This is a genomic window from Streptomyces sp. NPDC057616 (genome assembly GCF_042800575.1).
Taxonomy (GTDB): Bacteria; Actinomycetota; Actinomycetes; order Streptomycetales; family Streptomycetaceae; genus Streptomyces.
On the sequence record NZ_JBHVGU010000038.1, the window covers coordinates 17,693 to 32,817 of the forward strand.

At 70.0% G+C, this 15,125-nt stretch carries 13 protein-coding genes; 6 read left to right on the plus strand and 7 right to left on the minus strand.

The window, feature by feature from the left end; translation table 11 throughout:
- Positions 1-23 precede the first annotated feature (23 nt).
- Positions 24-686, minus strand: a complete 663-nt coding sequence (locus ACFU97_RS36085; RefSeq protein WP_384264964.1) for a vitamin K epoxide reductase family protein — start codon at positions 684-686, stop codon at positions 24-26.
- Between the two features lie 146 nt (positions 687-832).
- On the opposite strand from ACFU97_RS36085, the gene ACFU97_RS36090 reads away from it, so the two are divergent.
- Genes ACFU97_RS36090 through ACFU97_RS36105 form a run of 4 tightly spaced genes read left to right on the plus strand, consistent with a single transcriptional unit; the run spans position 833 to position 4,357 of the window.
- Positions 833-1,699 carry an ABC transporter ATP-binding protein gene (locus tag ACFU97_RS36090; protein ID WP_384264965.1) on the plus strand — a complete coding sequence of 289 codons (867 nt, stop codon included), beginning with the start codon at positions 833-835 and terminating at the stop codon, positions 1,697-1,699.
- Positions 1,696-2,541, plus strand: a complete 846-nt coding sequence (locus tag ACFU97_RS36095; RefSeq protein ID WP_384264967.1) for an ABC transporter permease — start codon at positions 1,696-1,698, stop codon at positions 2,539-2,541. The genes ACFU97_RS36090 and ACFU97_RS36095 overlap by 4 nt, the downstream gene beginning before the upstream one ends.
- Positions 2,538-3,737 carry a sensor histidine kinase gene (locus tag ACFU97_RS36100; protein WP_384265064.1) on the plus strand — a complete coding sequence of 400 codons (1,200 nt, stop codon included), beginning with the start codon at positions 2,538-2,540 and terminating at the stop codon, positions 3,735-3,737. The genes ACFU97_RS36095 and ACFU97_RS36100 overlap by 4 nt, the downstream gene beginning before the upstream one ends.
- The gene (locus tag ACFU97_RS36105; protein WP_384264968.1) at positions 3,734-4,357 is read left to right on the plus strand and encodes a response regulator; all 624 of its coding nucleotides are present in this window, start codon (positions 3,734-3,736) and stop codon (positions 4,355-4,357) included. Before ACFU97_RS36100 ends, ACFU97_RS36105 begins: the two co-directional genes overlap by 4 nt.
- A gap of 31 nt (positions 4,358-4,388) precedes the next feature.
- Here the strand turns inward: ACFU97_RS36105 and hisS are convergent, their stop codons facing one another.
- Both hisS and ACFU97_RS36115 read right to left on the minus strand, forming a co-directional pair.
- Complete coding sequence (hisS, locus tag ACFU97_RS36110) at positions 4,389-5,651, minus strand: histidine--tRNA ligase (protein WP_384264970.1); 1,263 nt, start codon at positions 5,649-5,651, stop codon at positions 4,389-4,391.
- An 11-nt stretch (positions 5,652-5,662) separates the two neighbouring features.
- The gene (locus ACFU97_RS36115; protein ID WP_384264971.1) at positions 5,663-6,376 is read right to left on the minus strand and encodes an MBL fold metallo-hydrolase; all 714 of its coding nucleotides are present in this window, start codon (positions 6,374-6,376) and stop codon (positions 5,663-5,665) included.
- Between the two features lie 168 nt (positions 6,377-6,544).
- Between ACFU97_RS36115 and ACFU97_RS36120 the strand changes: the two genes are divergently transcribed.
- On the plus strand, positions 6,545-7,399 hold the full coding sequence (locus tag ACFU97_RS36120; RefSeq protein ID WP_384264972.1) for a peptidylprolyl isomerase: 855 nt from the start codon (positions 6,545-6,547) through the stop codon (positions 7,397-7,399).
- 135 nt (positions 7,400-7,534) lie between these two features.
- Entirely contained in the window at positions 7,535-8,764 is a 1,230-nt protein-coding gene (locus ACFU97_RS36125) for a DUF349 domain-containing protein (RefSeq protein WP_384264974.1), read from the plus strand.
- An 86-nt stretch (positions 8,765-8,850) separates the two neighbouring features.
- Here ACFU97_RS36125 and relA read toward each other — a convergent pair whose 3' ends face one another.
- From relA to secD, 4 genes are all read right to left on the minus strand, one after another.
- Positions 8,851-11,391, minus strand: a complete 2,541-nt coding sequence (gene relA, locus ACFU97_RS36130) for a GTP pyrophosphokinase (RefSeq protein WP_384264975.1) — start codon at positions 11,389-11,391, stop codon at positions 8,851-8,853.
- A gap of 213 nt (positions 11,392-11,604) precedes the next feature.
- On the minus strand, positions 11,605-12,144 hold the full coding sequence (locus tag ACFU97_RS36135) for an adenine phosphoribosyltransferase (protein ID WP_384264977.1): 540 nt from the start codon (positions 12,142-12,144) through the stop codon (positions 11,605-11,607).
- Positions 12,141-13,277, minus strand: a complete 1,137-nt coding sequence (gene secF / locus ACFU97_RS36140) for a protein translocase subunit SecF (protein ID WP_384264979.1) — start codon at positions 13,275-13,277, stop codon at positions 12,141-12,143. Before secF ends, ACFU97_RS36135 begins: the two co-directional genes overlap by 4 nt.
- 1 nt (position 13,278) lies before the next feature.
- Positions 13,279-15,048, minus strand: a complete 1,770-nt coding sequence (gene secD, locus ACFU97_RS36145) for a protein translocase subunit SecD (protein ID WP_384264980.1) — start codon at positions 15,046-15,048, stop codon at positions 13,279-13,281.
- Between the last annotated feature and the right edge of the window lie 77 nt (positions 15,049-15,125).

Below are 15,125 nucleotides of genomic sequence, written 5' to 3' on the forward strand. Positions count from 1 at the left end.
CTCCGGGCCCTGGGGACCGGACGTCAGCTGGTCCAGAAGTCCCACCAGCGGGTCAGCACCAGCATGCCGATGATGCCGATGTGCAGGACGGGCAGGACCCAGGTGAACTCGCCGAAGAAGCCCTTCAGCCAGCGCGGGGCGGGCAGGAAGTCGTTGCGGATGTTGAACGACGTCACGTACCAGAACATGATGATCGTCGCGACCCAGGCCAGCGAGCACCACAGGCACAGCGCGTTGATCCGGTACAGGGACTGGAACTGCAGCCAGCTGCAGAAGCCCACGCCGAAGAGCGTGCCGAAGTTGAAGGTCAGCCAGTACCAGCGCGGGAAGCGGGCGCGGGCCAGCAGGCTCATGCCGACGCAGATGACGATGCCGTAGGCGACGAGGCCGAGCATCGGGTTGGGGAAGCCGAAGGCCGCGGCCTGCTTGGACTCCATGACGCTGCCGCAGGAGACGACCGGGTTGAGGCTGCACCCGGGGGTGAAGGTCTTGCCCTCGACCTTGGCCTCGAGCAGCTTGAACTTGTCGATCGTGATGACCCACGCGGCGAGCAGACCGGCCGCGCCCGTGATCACCAGCAGCAGTGCGAAGGCACGGCTGCCGCCCACCGTCCGTGGCGCGGCGGAGCCGTTGCCGGAAGCGGGTTCGGGCTCGGTGGAGACGTCTTTGACTGTGGTCTTGCTCATCACGCCGATTCCGTCTGCTTGAGAGTTGGACCTTCTTCGGGCAGGGGCCATTGTGCCGCACTCGGCCCCGTGTCCACCGTTCGGTGGACATAAGGAAGTACGCACGGTCGTCCCTGAACGTTCGGTTCCGGCCGAGTCTTGGGGGCATGACAACACACGCGAACGAACTCGCGGTGGACGTACGGGGGCTGCGCAAGCAGTACGGGGACGTGACCGCGGTGGACGGCATCGATCTCGGGATCCGCCCGGGCGAGGTGTTCGGCCTGCTCGGACCCAACGGCGCGGGCAAATCGACGACCGTGGAGATCCTCCAGGGCAACCGCAGCCGGGACGCGGGCGAGGTGTCGGTGCTCGGCTCCGACCCGGCGGCCGGTACGCGCGCGTGGAGGTCCCGTGTGGGAATCGTCTGGCAGGACGAATCGGCGCCCGCCGAGTTGACGGTCCGCGAGACCGTACGGCATTTCGCGCGCTACTACCCGAGGCCGCGCGACCCGGAGGAGGTCATCGGCCTGGTGGGTCTCGAGGCCAAGGCGAACAGCCGCATCAAGGCGCTGTCGGGCGGTCAGCGCAGGCGTCTCGACGTGGCACTCGGTGTGATCGGCGGCCCCGACCTGCTGCTCCTGGACGAGCCGACGACAGGGTTCGACCCGGCGGCGCGGCGGCAGTTCTGGGACCTGATCCGGCTGCTCGCGGACGAGGGCACGACCATCCTGCTGACCACGCACTACCTGGAGGAGGCGGAGGCGCTCGCCGACCGGCTCGCGGTGGTGGCCAAGGGCAAGGTCGTCGCCATGGGCGAACCGGCCGACCTGCGCAAGCAGTTCGGCACCGGGGCCACCGTCGGATGGACCGAGGCCGACGGCGCCACCCGTACCGAGCGCACGGACACCCCGACCCGGACGGTCGCCGAGCTGATGCACCGCTTCGACGGCGAGATCCCGGACCTCAGGGTGAGCCGCCCCACGCTGGAGGACGTCTACCTCCGGCTCACCGGACAGGAGGACGCCCGATGACCACGACCGCCGCACCGACGAGGGCCGGGACGACGACCGGGCGGCTGCCGGGGGCCTGGGGACTGGGGCTGCAGCGGGGCGCCCTGGAGATCAAGCAGTTCTTCCGGCAGCGCGAGCAGGTGGTGTTCACGTTCGCGTTCCCGGTGGTGTTCCTGTTCCTGTTCGCGTCGATCTTCAGCGACGACGTGAAGGGCGCCGGGATCACCGCCTCGCAGCTGTACGTCCCGGCGATGATGGCCGCCGGCATCATGTCGACGAGCTTCCAGTCGCTCGGCATCTCGATCGCCATCGAGCGGGACGAGAAGGTGCTGCGCCGGCTGCGCGGGACGCCGATGCCGCCGGCCGCGTACTTCCTCGGCAAGATCTGGCTGGTTCTGTGCACCGGCGTGCTGGAGACGGCGATCCTGCTGCTCGTCGGCACCACCTTCTACGGTGTCGACCTGCCCTCGGACGCGGCCCGCTGGCTCGACCTCGCCTGGATCTTCGTCCTCGGCCTGACGGCGTGCGCGCTGCTCGGCATCGCGGTCAGCTCGGTGCCGAAGTCGGGCCGGAGCGCGACCTCCGTGGTCGTCCTGCCCTTCCTGGTGCTGCAGTTCATCTCGGGCGTCTACATCGCGATCGACACCATCCCCGACTGGATGCTGAACATCGGGGCGCTGTTCCCGCTGAAGTGGATGTGCCAGGGCCTGCGCGGGGTGTTCCTGCCGGACTCGGCACAGGTCCTGGAGCAGGCCGGCGCCTGGGAGTTCGGCAAGGTCGCCCTGGTGCTCGGGGCGTGGTGCGTCGGAGGATTGGTGCTGTGTCTGCTGACCTTCCGGTGGAAGAACCGGCGCGACGGATGACGGGTCCGGCGCAGGGCGTCGGCGCGTACACCTGGGACCGCTCCTTCCGGCTCTGGGACTCCTACTTCGCGCTGATCTGGCTGGCCACCCTGGCGTTCGTGCTCGGCGCGGACCGTCCGGGGTGGCCGGTCCGCCTCACCGCGGCGGCGCTGCTGGTGCCGCTGATCCCGCTGTTCGTGCGGATCGGGCGCCCCCTGCTGCGCGGCGATCCGCCGCCCGAGCGCCGGGCGCTGCTCTACCTCGTCGCGATGACGGCCCTGTTCCTGCCCTCGGCGATCCTGGTCGGCGAGACCCGGGTGATGACCTTCGCGCTGGTCCCCCAGTGCTTCATGACCCTGCGGATGCGGTGGGCGATCACGGTGGTGGCCGTGATCAACGTCGTGCCGGTGGTGGGCTGGGCGCTGCTGTGGTGGCCGAGCGACCAGGACGTCTTCTTCAACGGGCTGTTCGCGGGGGTCAGTCTGGTCTTCTCGGTGGCCGTCGGCACCTGGGTGATCCGGATCATCGAGCAGAGCCAGGAGCGGGCCGCGCTCATCGCCGAGCTGGACGCGAGCCGGCACGAGGTCTCGCGCCTGTCCGCCGCGCACGGGGCGCTGACCGAGCGCGAGCGCATGGCGCGCGAGATCCACGACACCCTCGCGCAGGGCTTCACGAGCCTGCTCATGCTGATCCAGGCGGTGGAGGCGGAGCTCGGCCACGACGTCCCGCAGGCCCGCCGCCATCTGGCCCTGATGGACGAGACGGCCCGGCAGAACCTCGCCGAGGCCCGTGCCCTGGTCGCCGGGGCGGCGCCCGCCGACCTGGACGGCGCCTCGCTGCCGGACGCGCTGCGCCGGCTCGCCGCCCGGCACGGGGCGACGCTGGACGTGACCGGCCCGGTGCGGCCGCTGCCGGCCGGACCGGAGGTGGTGGCCCTGCGCACCTGCCAGGAGGCACTCGCCAACGCCCGCAAGCACGCGGGGAGTTCGGCGGCCGTGGACATCGCGCTGGCGTACGCCGACGACACGCTCACGGTGTCGGTACGGGACGACGGACACGGCTTCGACCCGGGTGCGCCGTGCGAGGGCTACGGTCTCGCGGGGCTGCGCGCCCGGGCCACCGAGGTCGGCGGCACGGCGCGCATCCGCAGCGCACCGGGCGACGGCACGACGGTGACGGTCAGACTGCCGGTCTCGCTTCTGAGGAGCTCCTCGTGATCCGGATCATCCTCGCCGACGACCATCCCGTCGTACGGGAGGGCCTGCGGGCGATGCTCAGTGCCGAGCCGGACCTCGACGTCGTCGCCGACGCGGCGAGCGGGCCGCAGGCGGAGGCGCTGGCGGCTCAACTGCGGCCCGACATCGTGCTGATGGACCTGCGGATGCCGGGCGGCGGGGGCGTGGACTCGATCCTGCGGATGGGCGAGACCGGGCTGCCGTGCCGGGTGATCGTCCTGACGACGTACGAGACGGACCGGGACATCCTGCGGGCGGTGGAGGCCGGGGCGGCGGGCTATCTGCTCAAGGACATGCCGCGGGGCGAACTGGCGGAGGCGATCCGCTCGGCCGCACGCGGCGAGACGGTCCTCGCGCCCTCCGTGGCCGCCCGGCTGGTCGACCGGCTGCGTACGAAGCCGGAGCGGCCACGGCTCTCCGAGCGGGAGACGGCGGTGCTGCGGCTGGTGGCGGAGGGCTGCACCAACGCGGAGATCGGGCGCCGGCTGTTCATCGGGGAGTCGACCGTGAAGACCCATCTGCTGCGGGCCTTCGGCAAGTTGGGCGTCGACGACCGGACAGCGGCCGTCACGAGTGCGATGCGGTTCGGGCTGCTGGAGTGAGGGGACGCGCGGCCCCCTCACTCCACCGGGCTCAGCCCAGCCGCGACTCCAGCTCCGCCACGATCTCGTTCACGCCGACCGCCGTCTGCTCGCCGGAGTCCATGTCCTTGAGCTGGACGACGCCCTCGGCGAGGTCGCGTTCGCCCGCGACGACCGTGTAACGGGCGCCGCTGCGGTTGGCGTTCTTCATGGCGCCCTTGAGCCCCTTGGCACCGTAGGAGAAGTCGGCCGCGATGCCGAGCTTGCGCAGCTCGGTCACCTTGCCGAACAGCACGCGCCGCGCCTCCTCGCCGAGCGGCACCGCGAACACGCTGGTGGTGGAGGGGAGTTCGAGCTCGACGCCCTCCGCCTCCAGCGCCAGGACGGTACGGTCCACGCCGAGGGCCCAGCCGACGGACGGGAGCGCGGGGCCGCCGATCATCTCCGACAGGCCGTCGTAGCGCCCCCCGCCGCCCACCGCGGACTGCGAGCCCAGACCGTCGTGGACGAACTCGAAGGTCGTACGGGTGTAGTAGTCGAGGCCGCGCACCAGCTTCGGGTCGTCCTCGAAGGCCACGCCCGCCGCCGTGATCAGCTCGCGGACCTCCTCGTGGTACGCCTTGCACGCGTCGCAGAGGTAGTCGCGCAGCAGCGGGGCGCCGCCCAGCTGCTTCTGGACCGACTCCCGCTTGTCGTCCAGGACGCGCAGCGGGTTGATCTCCGCACGACGCAGCGTGTCCTCGTCCAGGTCCAGGCCGCGCAGGAAGTCCTGCAGCGCGGCCCGGTAGACGGGACGGCACTCCTTGTCGCCCAGACTGTTGAGCAGGATGCGGAAGTTGCTCAGCCCCAGCGAGCGGTACGCCTGGTCGGCCAGGATGATCAGCTCGGCGTCCAGCGCCGGGTCCTCGGCCCCGATCGCCTCGGCGCCGACCTGCGAGAAGTGCCTGTAGCGGCCCTTCTGCGGACGCTCGTAGCGGTAGTAGGAGCCCGAGTACCAGAGCTTGACCGGCAGGTTGCCCGCCTTGTGCAGGTTGGCCTCCAGCGCCGCGCGCAGCACGGACGCCGTGCCCTCGGGGCGCAGCGCGAGGCGGTCGCCGCCCTTGGTCTCGAAGGCGTACATCTCCTTGGTCACGATGTCGGTGGACTCACCGACACCGCGCGCGAACAGCTCGACGTTCTCGAAGCCGGGCGTCTCGATGTAGCCGTAGCCGGAGTTGCGCAGCGGTGCGGCGATCGCCTCGCGGACCGCCAGGTACTTGGCGCTGTCCGGCGGGATCAGGTCGTACGTGCCCTTGGGGGCCTTGAAGGTGCTCACGGAAGGTCTCGTCACATTCCTCGTCGGGGAGCGGCATCGGGGTGCGCTCCCGGGCCGGCGGCCACCTGCCGCAGATACGGGTTGGTGGCGCGCTCCTGGCCGATGGTCGTCTGGGGGCCGTGGCCGGACAGCACCACGGTCGAGTCCTCGAGGGGCAGGCACACGCGGGCCAGCGAGTCGAGCATCTCGGCCATGTCACCGCCGGGCAGGTCGGTGCGTCCGATGGAGCCGGCGAAGAGCAGATCCCCGGAGAAGAAGACCGACGGGATGTCGCTCGTCTCGGGCATCTGGAAGGTCACCGACCCCTTGGTATGGCCGGGCGCGTGCGCGACGGAGAACTCCAGGCCGGCGAGCGCGAGTCGCGCGCCGTCGGTGAGCTCCTTGACGTCGTCGGGCTCCCCCACGGTCAGCTCGCCCATCAGCGGCATGCCGATGGAGCGGCCGAGCGCCTTCTCGGGGTCCGCCATCATGTAGCGGTCCTCGGGGTGGATCCACGCCGGTACGTCGTGTGCGCCGCACACCGGGACGACCGAGGCCACATGATCGATGTGGCCGTGGGTGAGGACGACGGCGACGGGCTTGAGCCGATGCTTCTTCAGCGCTTCCTCGACGCCTTGGGTGGCCTGGTGGCCCGGGTCGATGATCACGCACTCCTCACCGGCGGCGGGGGCGACGAGATAACAGTTCGTCCCCCAGGCCCCGGCGGGGAACCCGGCAATGAGCACGATCGTCCTTCGTTGTGTCGATTACAGACGGCTACAGCTGCTGTCAGAGCCTACCGGCGCTGCCGAATCCTCAGCGAACCCATATACGGTACGGGGCACACGCAGGCGGTCGGCTCACAAGACGCACGCGTCCCAGTCGACGTACGAGACGCATGAGGAGAGAACCCGGTGGTCACCCAGGAACAGCGGAAGCGCCAGCTCGCCCGGGAGAAGTTCCTGCGCCAGCAGCAGCGGCGCACGGCCGCGCGGCGCAAGGCCAGGATGCGCAATTCGGTGATCGCGTCCGTGCTCGGCGTGATCGTGATCGGCAGCGTGGTCCTCTACACGACCGACGCCTTCAAGGACCACAAGAGCGACGACAAGGCCAACGCCAGCTCGCAGACGACCCCGAGCGCGGCCGCGACCAGCAAGGCTCCGGACCCGTGCGCCAAGCCGGCCAAGGGCTCCGTGAAGAAGCTCAGCTGGAAGAAGGAGCCGGCGCTCACCATCGACAAGTCGGCGAAGTACACCATGAACCTCGCCACGACCTGCGGTGACATAGGTGTCGCGCTGAAGGCGTCGGCGGCGCCGCACACCGTCAACTCCTTCAACTTCCTTGTGAGCAAGGGGTACTTGGACCACACCAAGTGCCACCGGCTGGTTCCCCAGGGCATCTACGTGCTGCAGTGCGGTGACCCGACGGCCACCGGCACGGGCGGACCGGGCTACACCATCCCGGACGAGAACCTGAAGGACAAGAGCCTCAAGGGCCAGGTGTACCCGGCCGGCACGGTCGCCATGGCCAACCAGTACAACCCGCAGACCAAGAAGGGCCGCAACACCGGCGGCAGCCAGTTCTTCCTCGTCTACCAGGACAGCCCGCTGCCGCCCGACTACACACCGTTCGGCACGATCTCCAAGGACGGCATGAAGGTCCTCAAGAAGATCGCCGCCGCCGGAGCCGCCGCGGCCGACCCCACGACCGGCAACACGGCGCCCAACGCGACCGTGGTGATCAACAAGGCGACGATCACCAAGTCCTGAGCGTCAAGTGCGAAATTTCGGTCGCGCGGGATGCGGACAGGTCACCCGCACGTCGCCTATGTTGGCCGTGACGAAACTGTGGACGATGCCCGGGGGTGCTGAGGCCCCCCGCAGGCATCATGTGGAGGAGGCGCTGTGAGCAGCGACCCGTGGGGACGCGTCGACGAGACGGGGACCGTGTACGTGCGTACGGCCGACGGCGAGCAGGTCGTCGGATCCTGGCAGGCCGGCTCCCCCGAGGAGGCGCTGGCCTACTTCGAGCGCAAGTACGAGGGCCTGGTTGTCGAGATCGGCCTCCTCGAGAAGCGAGTCAAGACCACCGACCTGTCCGCGAAGGACGCGCAGACCGCCATCGATCACATCCGTGAGCAGGTCGACGCCCACCACGCGGTCGGCGACCTGGACGCCCTGAAGATCCGCCTGGACAAGCTGGTCCAGAGCGTCGAGGCGCGCCGCGAGGAGCGCAAGCAGCAGCGCGCGAAGCAGTCCGACGAGGCGCGGCACGCCAAGGAGGACCTGGTCGTCGAGGCGGAGCAGCTGGCGCAGTCCGACCAGTGGCGGGCGGCCGGCGAGCGGCTGCGGGCGCTGGTGGACACCTGGAAGAGCCTGCCGCGCCTGGACCGCAAGTCGGACGACGAGCTGTGGCACCGCTTCTCGCACGCCCGCTCGGCGTTCTCCAAGCGGCGCAAGGCCCACTTCGCGGCGCTGGACGCGCAGCGCGAGGAGGCCCGCAAGATCAAGGAGCGGCTGGTCTCGGAGGCCGAGGCAATGTCCGGCTCCACGGAGTGGGGTCCGACCGCGGCGCGCTACCGCGAGCTGATGGCGGAGTGGAAGGCCGCGGGCCGCGCCCAGCGCGAGCACGAGGACGACCTGTGGAACCGCTTCCGCGGCGCCCAGGACATCTTCTTCGCCGCCCGCAGCTCGGTCTTCGCCGAGCGGGACGCCGAGCAGTCCGAGAACCTCAAGCTCAAGGAGGAGCTGGCCGAGGAGGCCGAGAAGATCCTCCCGGTGACGGACCTGAAGGCGGCCCGCGCCGCCTTCCGCTCGGTCAACGAGCGCTGGGAGGCCATCGGCCATGTGCCGCGGGACGCCCGCCCGAAGGTCGAGGGCCGGATGCACGCCGTGGAGCGGGCCATCCAGGAGGCCGAGGAGTCGGAGTGGCGCCGGACGAACCCGGAGGCACGCGCGCGTGCCGAGGGTCTGACCGGGCAGCTGCAGGCGGCCGTGGACAAGCTCAGGGGCCAGATCGAGCAGGCGCGCGCCCAGGGCAACAACGCCAGGGCCGACAAGCTCGAGCGGGAGCTGGAGGGCCGCCAGGCCCTGCTGGACCAGGCGCTGAAGGGCCTGCAGGAGTTCGGCGGCTGACCCACGCGCCGTCCGGGATCCGGACGTGACAGTACGAGAAGGGCCCGTACCTCGCGGTACGGGCCCTTCTCGTCGTACGGCTCCGGCTACGACCTGCTGCGCGCCGACGTCACGCGGTAGACGTCGTAGACGCCCTCCACGCCGCGGACCGCCTTCAGGACGTGTCCGAGGTGCTTCGGGTCGCCCATCTCGAAGGTGAAGCGGGAGGTGGCCACCCGGTCGCGGGAGGTCTGCACGGCCGCGGAGAGGATGTTGACGTGCTGGTCGGACAGGACGCGCGTGACGTCCGACAGCAGACGCGAGCGGTCCAGCGCCTCGACCTGGATGGCGACCAGGAAGACCGAGGACTGGGTGGGCGCCCACTCGACCTCGAGGATGCGCTCGGGCTCACGGGACAGCGAGTCCACGTTCACGCAGTCGCTGCGGTGCACCGAGACGCCGCTGCCGCGCGTGACGAACCCGATGATGGGGTCGCCCGGGACCGGCGTACAGCACCGGGCCAGCTTGACCCACACGTCCTCGACGCCCTTGACGATGACGCCCGGGTCGGCGCTGGAGCGGCGCTTGCGGCTGCGGCTGCGGGTCGGCGGGACCGACTCGTCGATCTCCTCGGTGGCCGCCTCCTCGCCGCCGAGCGCCTGGACCAGCTTCTGCACGATGTTCTGCGCGGAGACATGGCCCTCGCCGATCGCCGCGTACAGCGCCGAGATGTCGGCGTAGCGCATCTCGTGGGCGAGCGTGACGAGCGAGTCGCCGGTCAGGATGCGCTGGATCGGCAGGTTCTGCTTGCGCATGGCGCGGACGATGGCGTCCTTGCCCTGCTCGATCGCCTCGTCGCGGCGCTCCTTGGAGAACCAGGCCCGGATCTTGTTGCGGGCACGCGGTGACTTGACGAAGCCGAGCCAGTCCCGGGAGGGACCCGCGCCGGCCGCCTTGGAGGTGAAGACCTCGACCAGGTCGCCGTTGTCCAGGGTGGACTCCAGCGGTACGAGGCGGCCGTTGACCCGTGCTCCTATGGTCCGGTGGCCGACCTCGGTGTGGACCGCGTAGGCGAAGTCGACCGGGGTGGCCCCGGCCGGGAGCGCGATCACGTCGCCCTTGGGCGTGAAGACGAAGACCTCGTTGCGCGACAGGTCGAAGCGCAGGGACTCCAGGAACTCGCCCGGGTCCTCGGTCTCCTTCTGCCAGTCGAGCAGCTGGCGCAGCCACGCCATGTCGTTGAGGTGGTCGTCCTTGCCCTTGCCGGCCTTGGGCACGTCGGTACGCACCTTGGAGGCACCGGCGACGGCCTCCTGCTTGTACTTCCAGTGCGCGGCGATGCCGTACTCGGCGCGGCGGTGCATGTCGAAGGTGCGGATCTGCAGCTCGACGGGCTTGCCGTTGGGGCCGATGACCGTCGTGTGCAGCGACTGGTACATGTTGAACTTGGGCATCGCGATGTAGTCCTTGAACCGGCCGGGGACCGGGTTCCATCGCGCGTGCACCGTGCCGAGGGCGGCGTAGCAGTCGCGGACCGTGTCGACGAGGACGCGGATGCCCACCAGGTCGTAGATCTCCGCGAAGTCGCGGCCGCGGACGATCATCTTCTGGTAGACGCTGTAGTAGTGCTTCGGGCGGCCGGTGACGGTCGCCTTGATGCGGGCGGCGCGCAGGTCCTGCTGGACCTCGTCGGTCACTATGGCCAGGTACTCGTCACGCTTCGGTGCCCGCTCGGCCACCAGCCGGACGATCTCGTCGTACATCTTGGGGTAGAGGATCGCGAAGGCGAGGTCCTCCAGCTCCCACTTGATGGTGTTCATGCCCAGGCGGTGGGCGAGCGGCGCGTAGATCTCGAGGGTCTCGCGCGCCTTCTTCTCCTGCTTCTCGCGCTTGAGGTACCGCATGGTGCGCATGTTGTGCAGGCGGTCGGCGAGCTTGATGACCAGGACGCGCGGGTCCTTGGCCATGGCGACGACCATCTTGCGCACGGTCTCGGCCTGCGCGGCCTCGCCGAACTTGACCTTGTCCAGCTTGGTGACGCCGTCGACGAGCAGGGCGACCGCGTCGCCGAAGTCGCGGCGCAGCTGCTCCAGGCCGTACTCGGTGTCCTCGACGGTGTCGTGCAGCAGGCCCGCCATCAGCGTGGCCGGATCCATGCCCAGCTCGGCGAGGATGGTGGTGACGGCGAGCGGGTGCGTGATGTACGGGTCGCCGCTCTTGCGCTTCTGGCCGCGGTGCCAGCGCTCGGCGACCTGGTAGGCCTTCTCTATCTGCCGCAGCGTGGCCGTCTCGATCTTCGGGTCGTTGCTGCGCACTATCCGCAGCAGCGGCTCCAGCACCGGGTTGTACGGGTTGGAGCGCTGGACACCGAGACGGGCGAGGCGGGCGCGGACGCGGTTGGAGGAGCCCGAGCGGGCCGGCTGGCCGCTGTTCGGGCGGACCGCCGACTGCGCGGGCGTGGAGCCCTCGGGCGGAGCGGGCTTCGGGCGCGACTGCTCGGCCGACTTGTCGACGGGCGCGGACTGGGCATGCTCCACCGGCCCATCCGCGTCGTTCTTCGCGTGCGGCGTGCTCGGCGCGGGCTTGGCCGCGGCTGCCGAGGCTGACTCGGGCTTGGCGGCAGTCAGGTGCTGGGCCTCGTCTGGCAAGAGGACTCCTCGTGCGCGATCCGGGTCCCCCGGTCAGGTTCCGGAGACCCCATGGTAGCGATCCTGCGCCGCAGGATCGCCTTCAGGCCGATGTGAGGCCCGTCCACCCCTGAAACACGCGGGGCGCTCGGCGGCATTCCCGACGGGAACGGCCGCCCCGGACGGGCCGGGGCGGCCGTACTTTCGCTGCTCGGACGGTACGGGCCGGCGGGGTCAGACCACCAGCAGGGCGTCCAGCGGGGCCCCGCCGAGGGCCGGCTCCAGGCGGGCGCGGCCGCTGAGGAAGCCGAGCTCCATCAGGACCGCGAGGCCCGCGACCTCGGCACCCGCCCGGCGGATCAGCTGGATCGAGGCCTCGGCGGTGCCGCCGGTGGCGAGGACGTCGTCGACGATCAGGATGCGGTCGTCGGCGGACAGGTCCTCGGCGTGCACCTCGATCTCCGCCGTGCCGTACTCCAGCTCGTACGCCTGGCCCAGCGTCGCTCCGGGGAGCTTGCCCGCCTTGCGTACGGGGATGAAGCCGAGCCCGGCGCGGATCGCGACCGGGGCACCGAGGATGAAGCCCCGGGCCTCCAGGCCGACGACCTTGGTGGCGCCGGTGCGGTCGGCGATCTCGGCGAGCGCGTCGGTGAGCGCCGAGAACGCGGCCGGGTCCGCCAGGAGCGGGGTGATGTCCTTGAACATCACGCCCGGCTCCGGGTAGTCGGCCACATCGCGGATGCGGCTGAGCAGCAGCTCCTCGATGTCGGTCATCGGCGCTTCCCCGAGGGGCGGCCACGGCCGCGGTTGCGGTTCGAGGGCTGGTTGCGGCCTCCACCCTGGTTGCGCGGGCCGACGACCGCGGGAGCGGCGTCCTCGGGCTCGTCGTCGTCCGTCCCGTCGACGTACTCGGGCTCGACCGGCTCGCCCTGGGCCGCGGCCTGCGCCCGCTTGGCCAGGACGCGCTTCCTGAGCGCCTTCATCTGCGGCTCGCGCTCCTTGAGGTCGGCGACGAGCGGCGTGGCGATGAAGATCGAGGAGTACGCACCGGCCGCGAGGCCGACGAACAGCGACAGCGAGATGTCGTTGAGCATGCCGGCGCCGAGGAAGCCGCCGCCGATGAACAGCAGGCCCGCGACCGGCAGCAGCGCCACCACGGTGGTGTTGATGGACCGCATCAGGGTGCTGTTGATCGAGCGGTTGGCGACGTCGCTGTAGGTCCAGCGGGTCTGCTTGGTGATGTCCTTCGTCTGCTCCTTGAGGCTGTCGAAGACGACGACCGTGTCGTAGAGCGAGTAACCGAGGATCGTCAGCAGACCGATCACCGTGCCCGGCGTGACCTCGAAGCCGACGAGGGCGTAGATGCCGGTGGTGATGGTGATGTCGTGGATCAGGGCGACGAGCGCCGCGAGGGCCATCCGCCACTCGAAGGCGATCGCCAGGTAGATCACCACGAGGACCATGAAGATCGCCAGGCCCTCCCAGGCCTTGTTGGCGATCTGGTCACCCCAGCTGGGGCCGACCAGGTCCGCGTTGATGGTCTCCGAGTCGACCTTCAGGTCGGTGGCGAGCTTGTCCTTGATCGCGTCGGACTTGTCGGTGTCGATGCCGGCGATCTGGATGCGCAGGCTGCCGTCGCCGAGCTTCTGGACGACCGCGTCGTGGCCGGAGGCCTCCGTCGCGAACGACTCGGCCTGGGTGACCGAGACGGACATGTGCTTCGGCGTCGTGAAGACGGCGCCGCCCTGGAACTCGATGCCCATGTTCAGGCCGCGCACCGCCAGGCCCAGGATGGCCGTGATGGTGATCAGGATCGAGACGCCGTACCAGATCTTGCGCTTGCCGACGAAGTCGTAACCGACCTCGCCGCGGTGGAGTCGGGCGCCGAGGCTGCCGAGTTTCGACATCTCAGGCCTCCTTCGGGTCGACGGGGCCTGCGGCGGGACGGGACGGACGGCGCGTGCGGCGCAGCGGCGGTTTGGCGCCGAGTGCCTTCGGATCCAGGCCGGACCACTTGTGGCCGTTCGCGAAGAACTTGCGGCGGGCCAGCAGCGTCATCAGCGGCTTGGTGAACAGGAAGACGACGACCACGTCGAGCACGGTGGTCAGACCCAGGGTGAACGCGAAGCCCTGGACCTTGCCGACCGTGACGATGAACAGCACCGCCGCGGCGAGGAACGACACGAAGTCGGAGACCAGGATCGTGCGCCGGGCGCGCGGCCAGGCGCGCTCGACGGCGGGGCGCAGCGAGCGGCCCTCGCGGATCTCGTCCCGGATGCGTTCGAAGAACACGATGAACGAGTCCGCCGTGATACCGATCGCGACGATCGCACCGCAGACGGCCGGCAGGTTCAGCGCGAAGCCGATGGTCGGGCCGAGCAGCGACATGATCACGTAGGTGAGGATCGCGGAGACCAGCAGCGACGGGATCGCGATGACCGACAGGCCCTTGTAGAAGATCAGCAGGTAGATGACGACCAGGGCGAGGCCGATCGCGCCGGCGATCAGCCCGGCGTGCAGCTGCTCACCGCCGAGCGCGGCGGTCACGGTGGTGACGCTGTCCTCCTTGAAGGACAGCGGCAGGGCGCCGTACGACAGCATGTTGGCGAGGCTCTGCGCCTCCTCCTGGGTGAAGCTGCCGGAGATCTCCGCGTTGCCGCCGGTCAGCGCCTGACGCACGTACGGGTCGGAGACGACGTCGCCGTCGAGGACGATCGCGAACTGGTTCTGCGGGGACTGGTTCTGGGCCAGCTTGCCGGTGACGTCGGCGAACTTCTTGGCGCCCTTGGACGTGAAGTCCATGGTGACGGTCCAGCCGGCGGCGGTCTGCGTGTTGAAGACGGCCTGCGCCTTCTTGACGTCGGTGCCGTCGACCTGGGCGGGGCCGAGGATGTACTTCTGCCACTGCTTCTGCGAGTTCTGGCCGCAGGCGACGGTGGTGTCGGTGGGCTTGGCGCCCTTGCCGGCCGTGGCGCGGACCGACTTCTTGGTGCAGTCCAGTGCGGCGTACTGCGCCTCGAGCTTGCTGGTCGAGCTGGAGGCGCTGCTGCTCGCGGACGGCGAGGCGCTGGAGGAGGCCTTGGCGCTCGCGGAGGCGCTCGGCGTCGAGTCGGCCTTGAGGCCGTCGGTGACGGGGCGGCCCTGCGACGTGGCGGTGGCCGTCGGCGTCGCGGAGGAGGACGAGGTCGCCTTGTCCGTGGCCTTGCCGGTCGCCTTGTCCGAGGCGCTGGTGGAGGCGCTCGGCGACGGAGTGGCCGTCGCGGCGCCGCCGGAGACCTCGGTGGCGAGCACCGGGCGGAAGTACAGCTTGGCGGTGGTGCCCACCTGCTGCCGCGCTTCCTTGGAGTTCGTGCCCTTGGGGATGTTGACGATGATGTTCTTGTCGCCCTGGGTCTGAACCTCGGCCTCCGAGACACCAAGACCATTGACACGGCGGTTCATGATGTCGACCGCGGTGTTCATGTTGGTCTTGTTGATCGCGGACTCCTGGCCCGGCTCGGCGACCGCCCGGAGCGTGATGCTCGTGCCGCCGGCCAGGTCGATGCCGAGACGTGGAGTGCTGTGGCCGGAGGCGAACATTCCCCCGGTGAGCGCCACGATGGCGATCAGGATGAGGGCCAGCGGTCGCCACGGCTTGCTCTGGGCGCTCCCGCTCCGGCCCCTCTTAGGTGCTGCCACCTTCTCGTACTCCCTCTCGGGCCGCCCGGCGCCGGGTCAGGGGCGGGCGGCCATGACATGGTGTCGGGATCCGCTGC

What these genes read in the sequence shown, in the direction of transcription:
- ACFU97_RS36085 (WP_384264964.1), bottom strand. Translation starts at nt 686, where the DNA reads ATGAGCAAGACCACAGTCAAAGACGTCTCCACCGAGCCCGAACCCGCT.
- ACFU97_RS36090 (WP_384264965.1), top strand. Translation starts at nt 833, where the DNA reads ATGACAACACACGCGAACGAACTCGCGGTGGACGTACGGGGGCTGCGC.
- ACFU97_RS36095 (WP_384264967.1), top strand. Translation starts at nt 1,696, where the DNA reads ATGACCACGACCGCCGCACCGACGAGGGCCGGGACGACGACCGGGCGG.
- ACFU97_RS36100 (WP_384265064.1), top strand. Translation starts at nt 2,538, where the DNA reads ATGACGGGTCCGGCGCAGGGCGTCGGCGCGTACACCTGGGACCGCTCC.
- ACFU97_RS36135 (WP_384264977.1), bottom strand. Translation starts at nt 12,144, where the DNA reads ATGACCGACATCGAGGAGCTGCTGCTCAGCCGCATCCGCGATGTGGCC.
- secF (WP_384264979.1), bottom strand. Translation starts at nt 13,277, where the DNA reads ATGTCGAAACTCGGCAGCCTCGGCGCCCGACTCCACCGCGGCGAGGTC.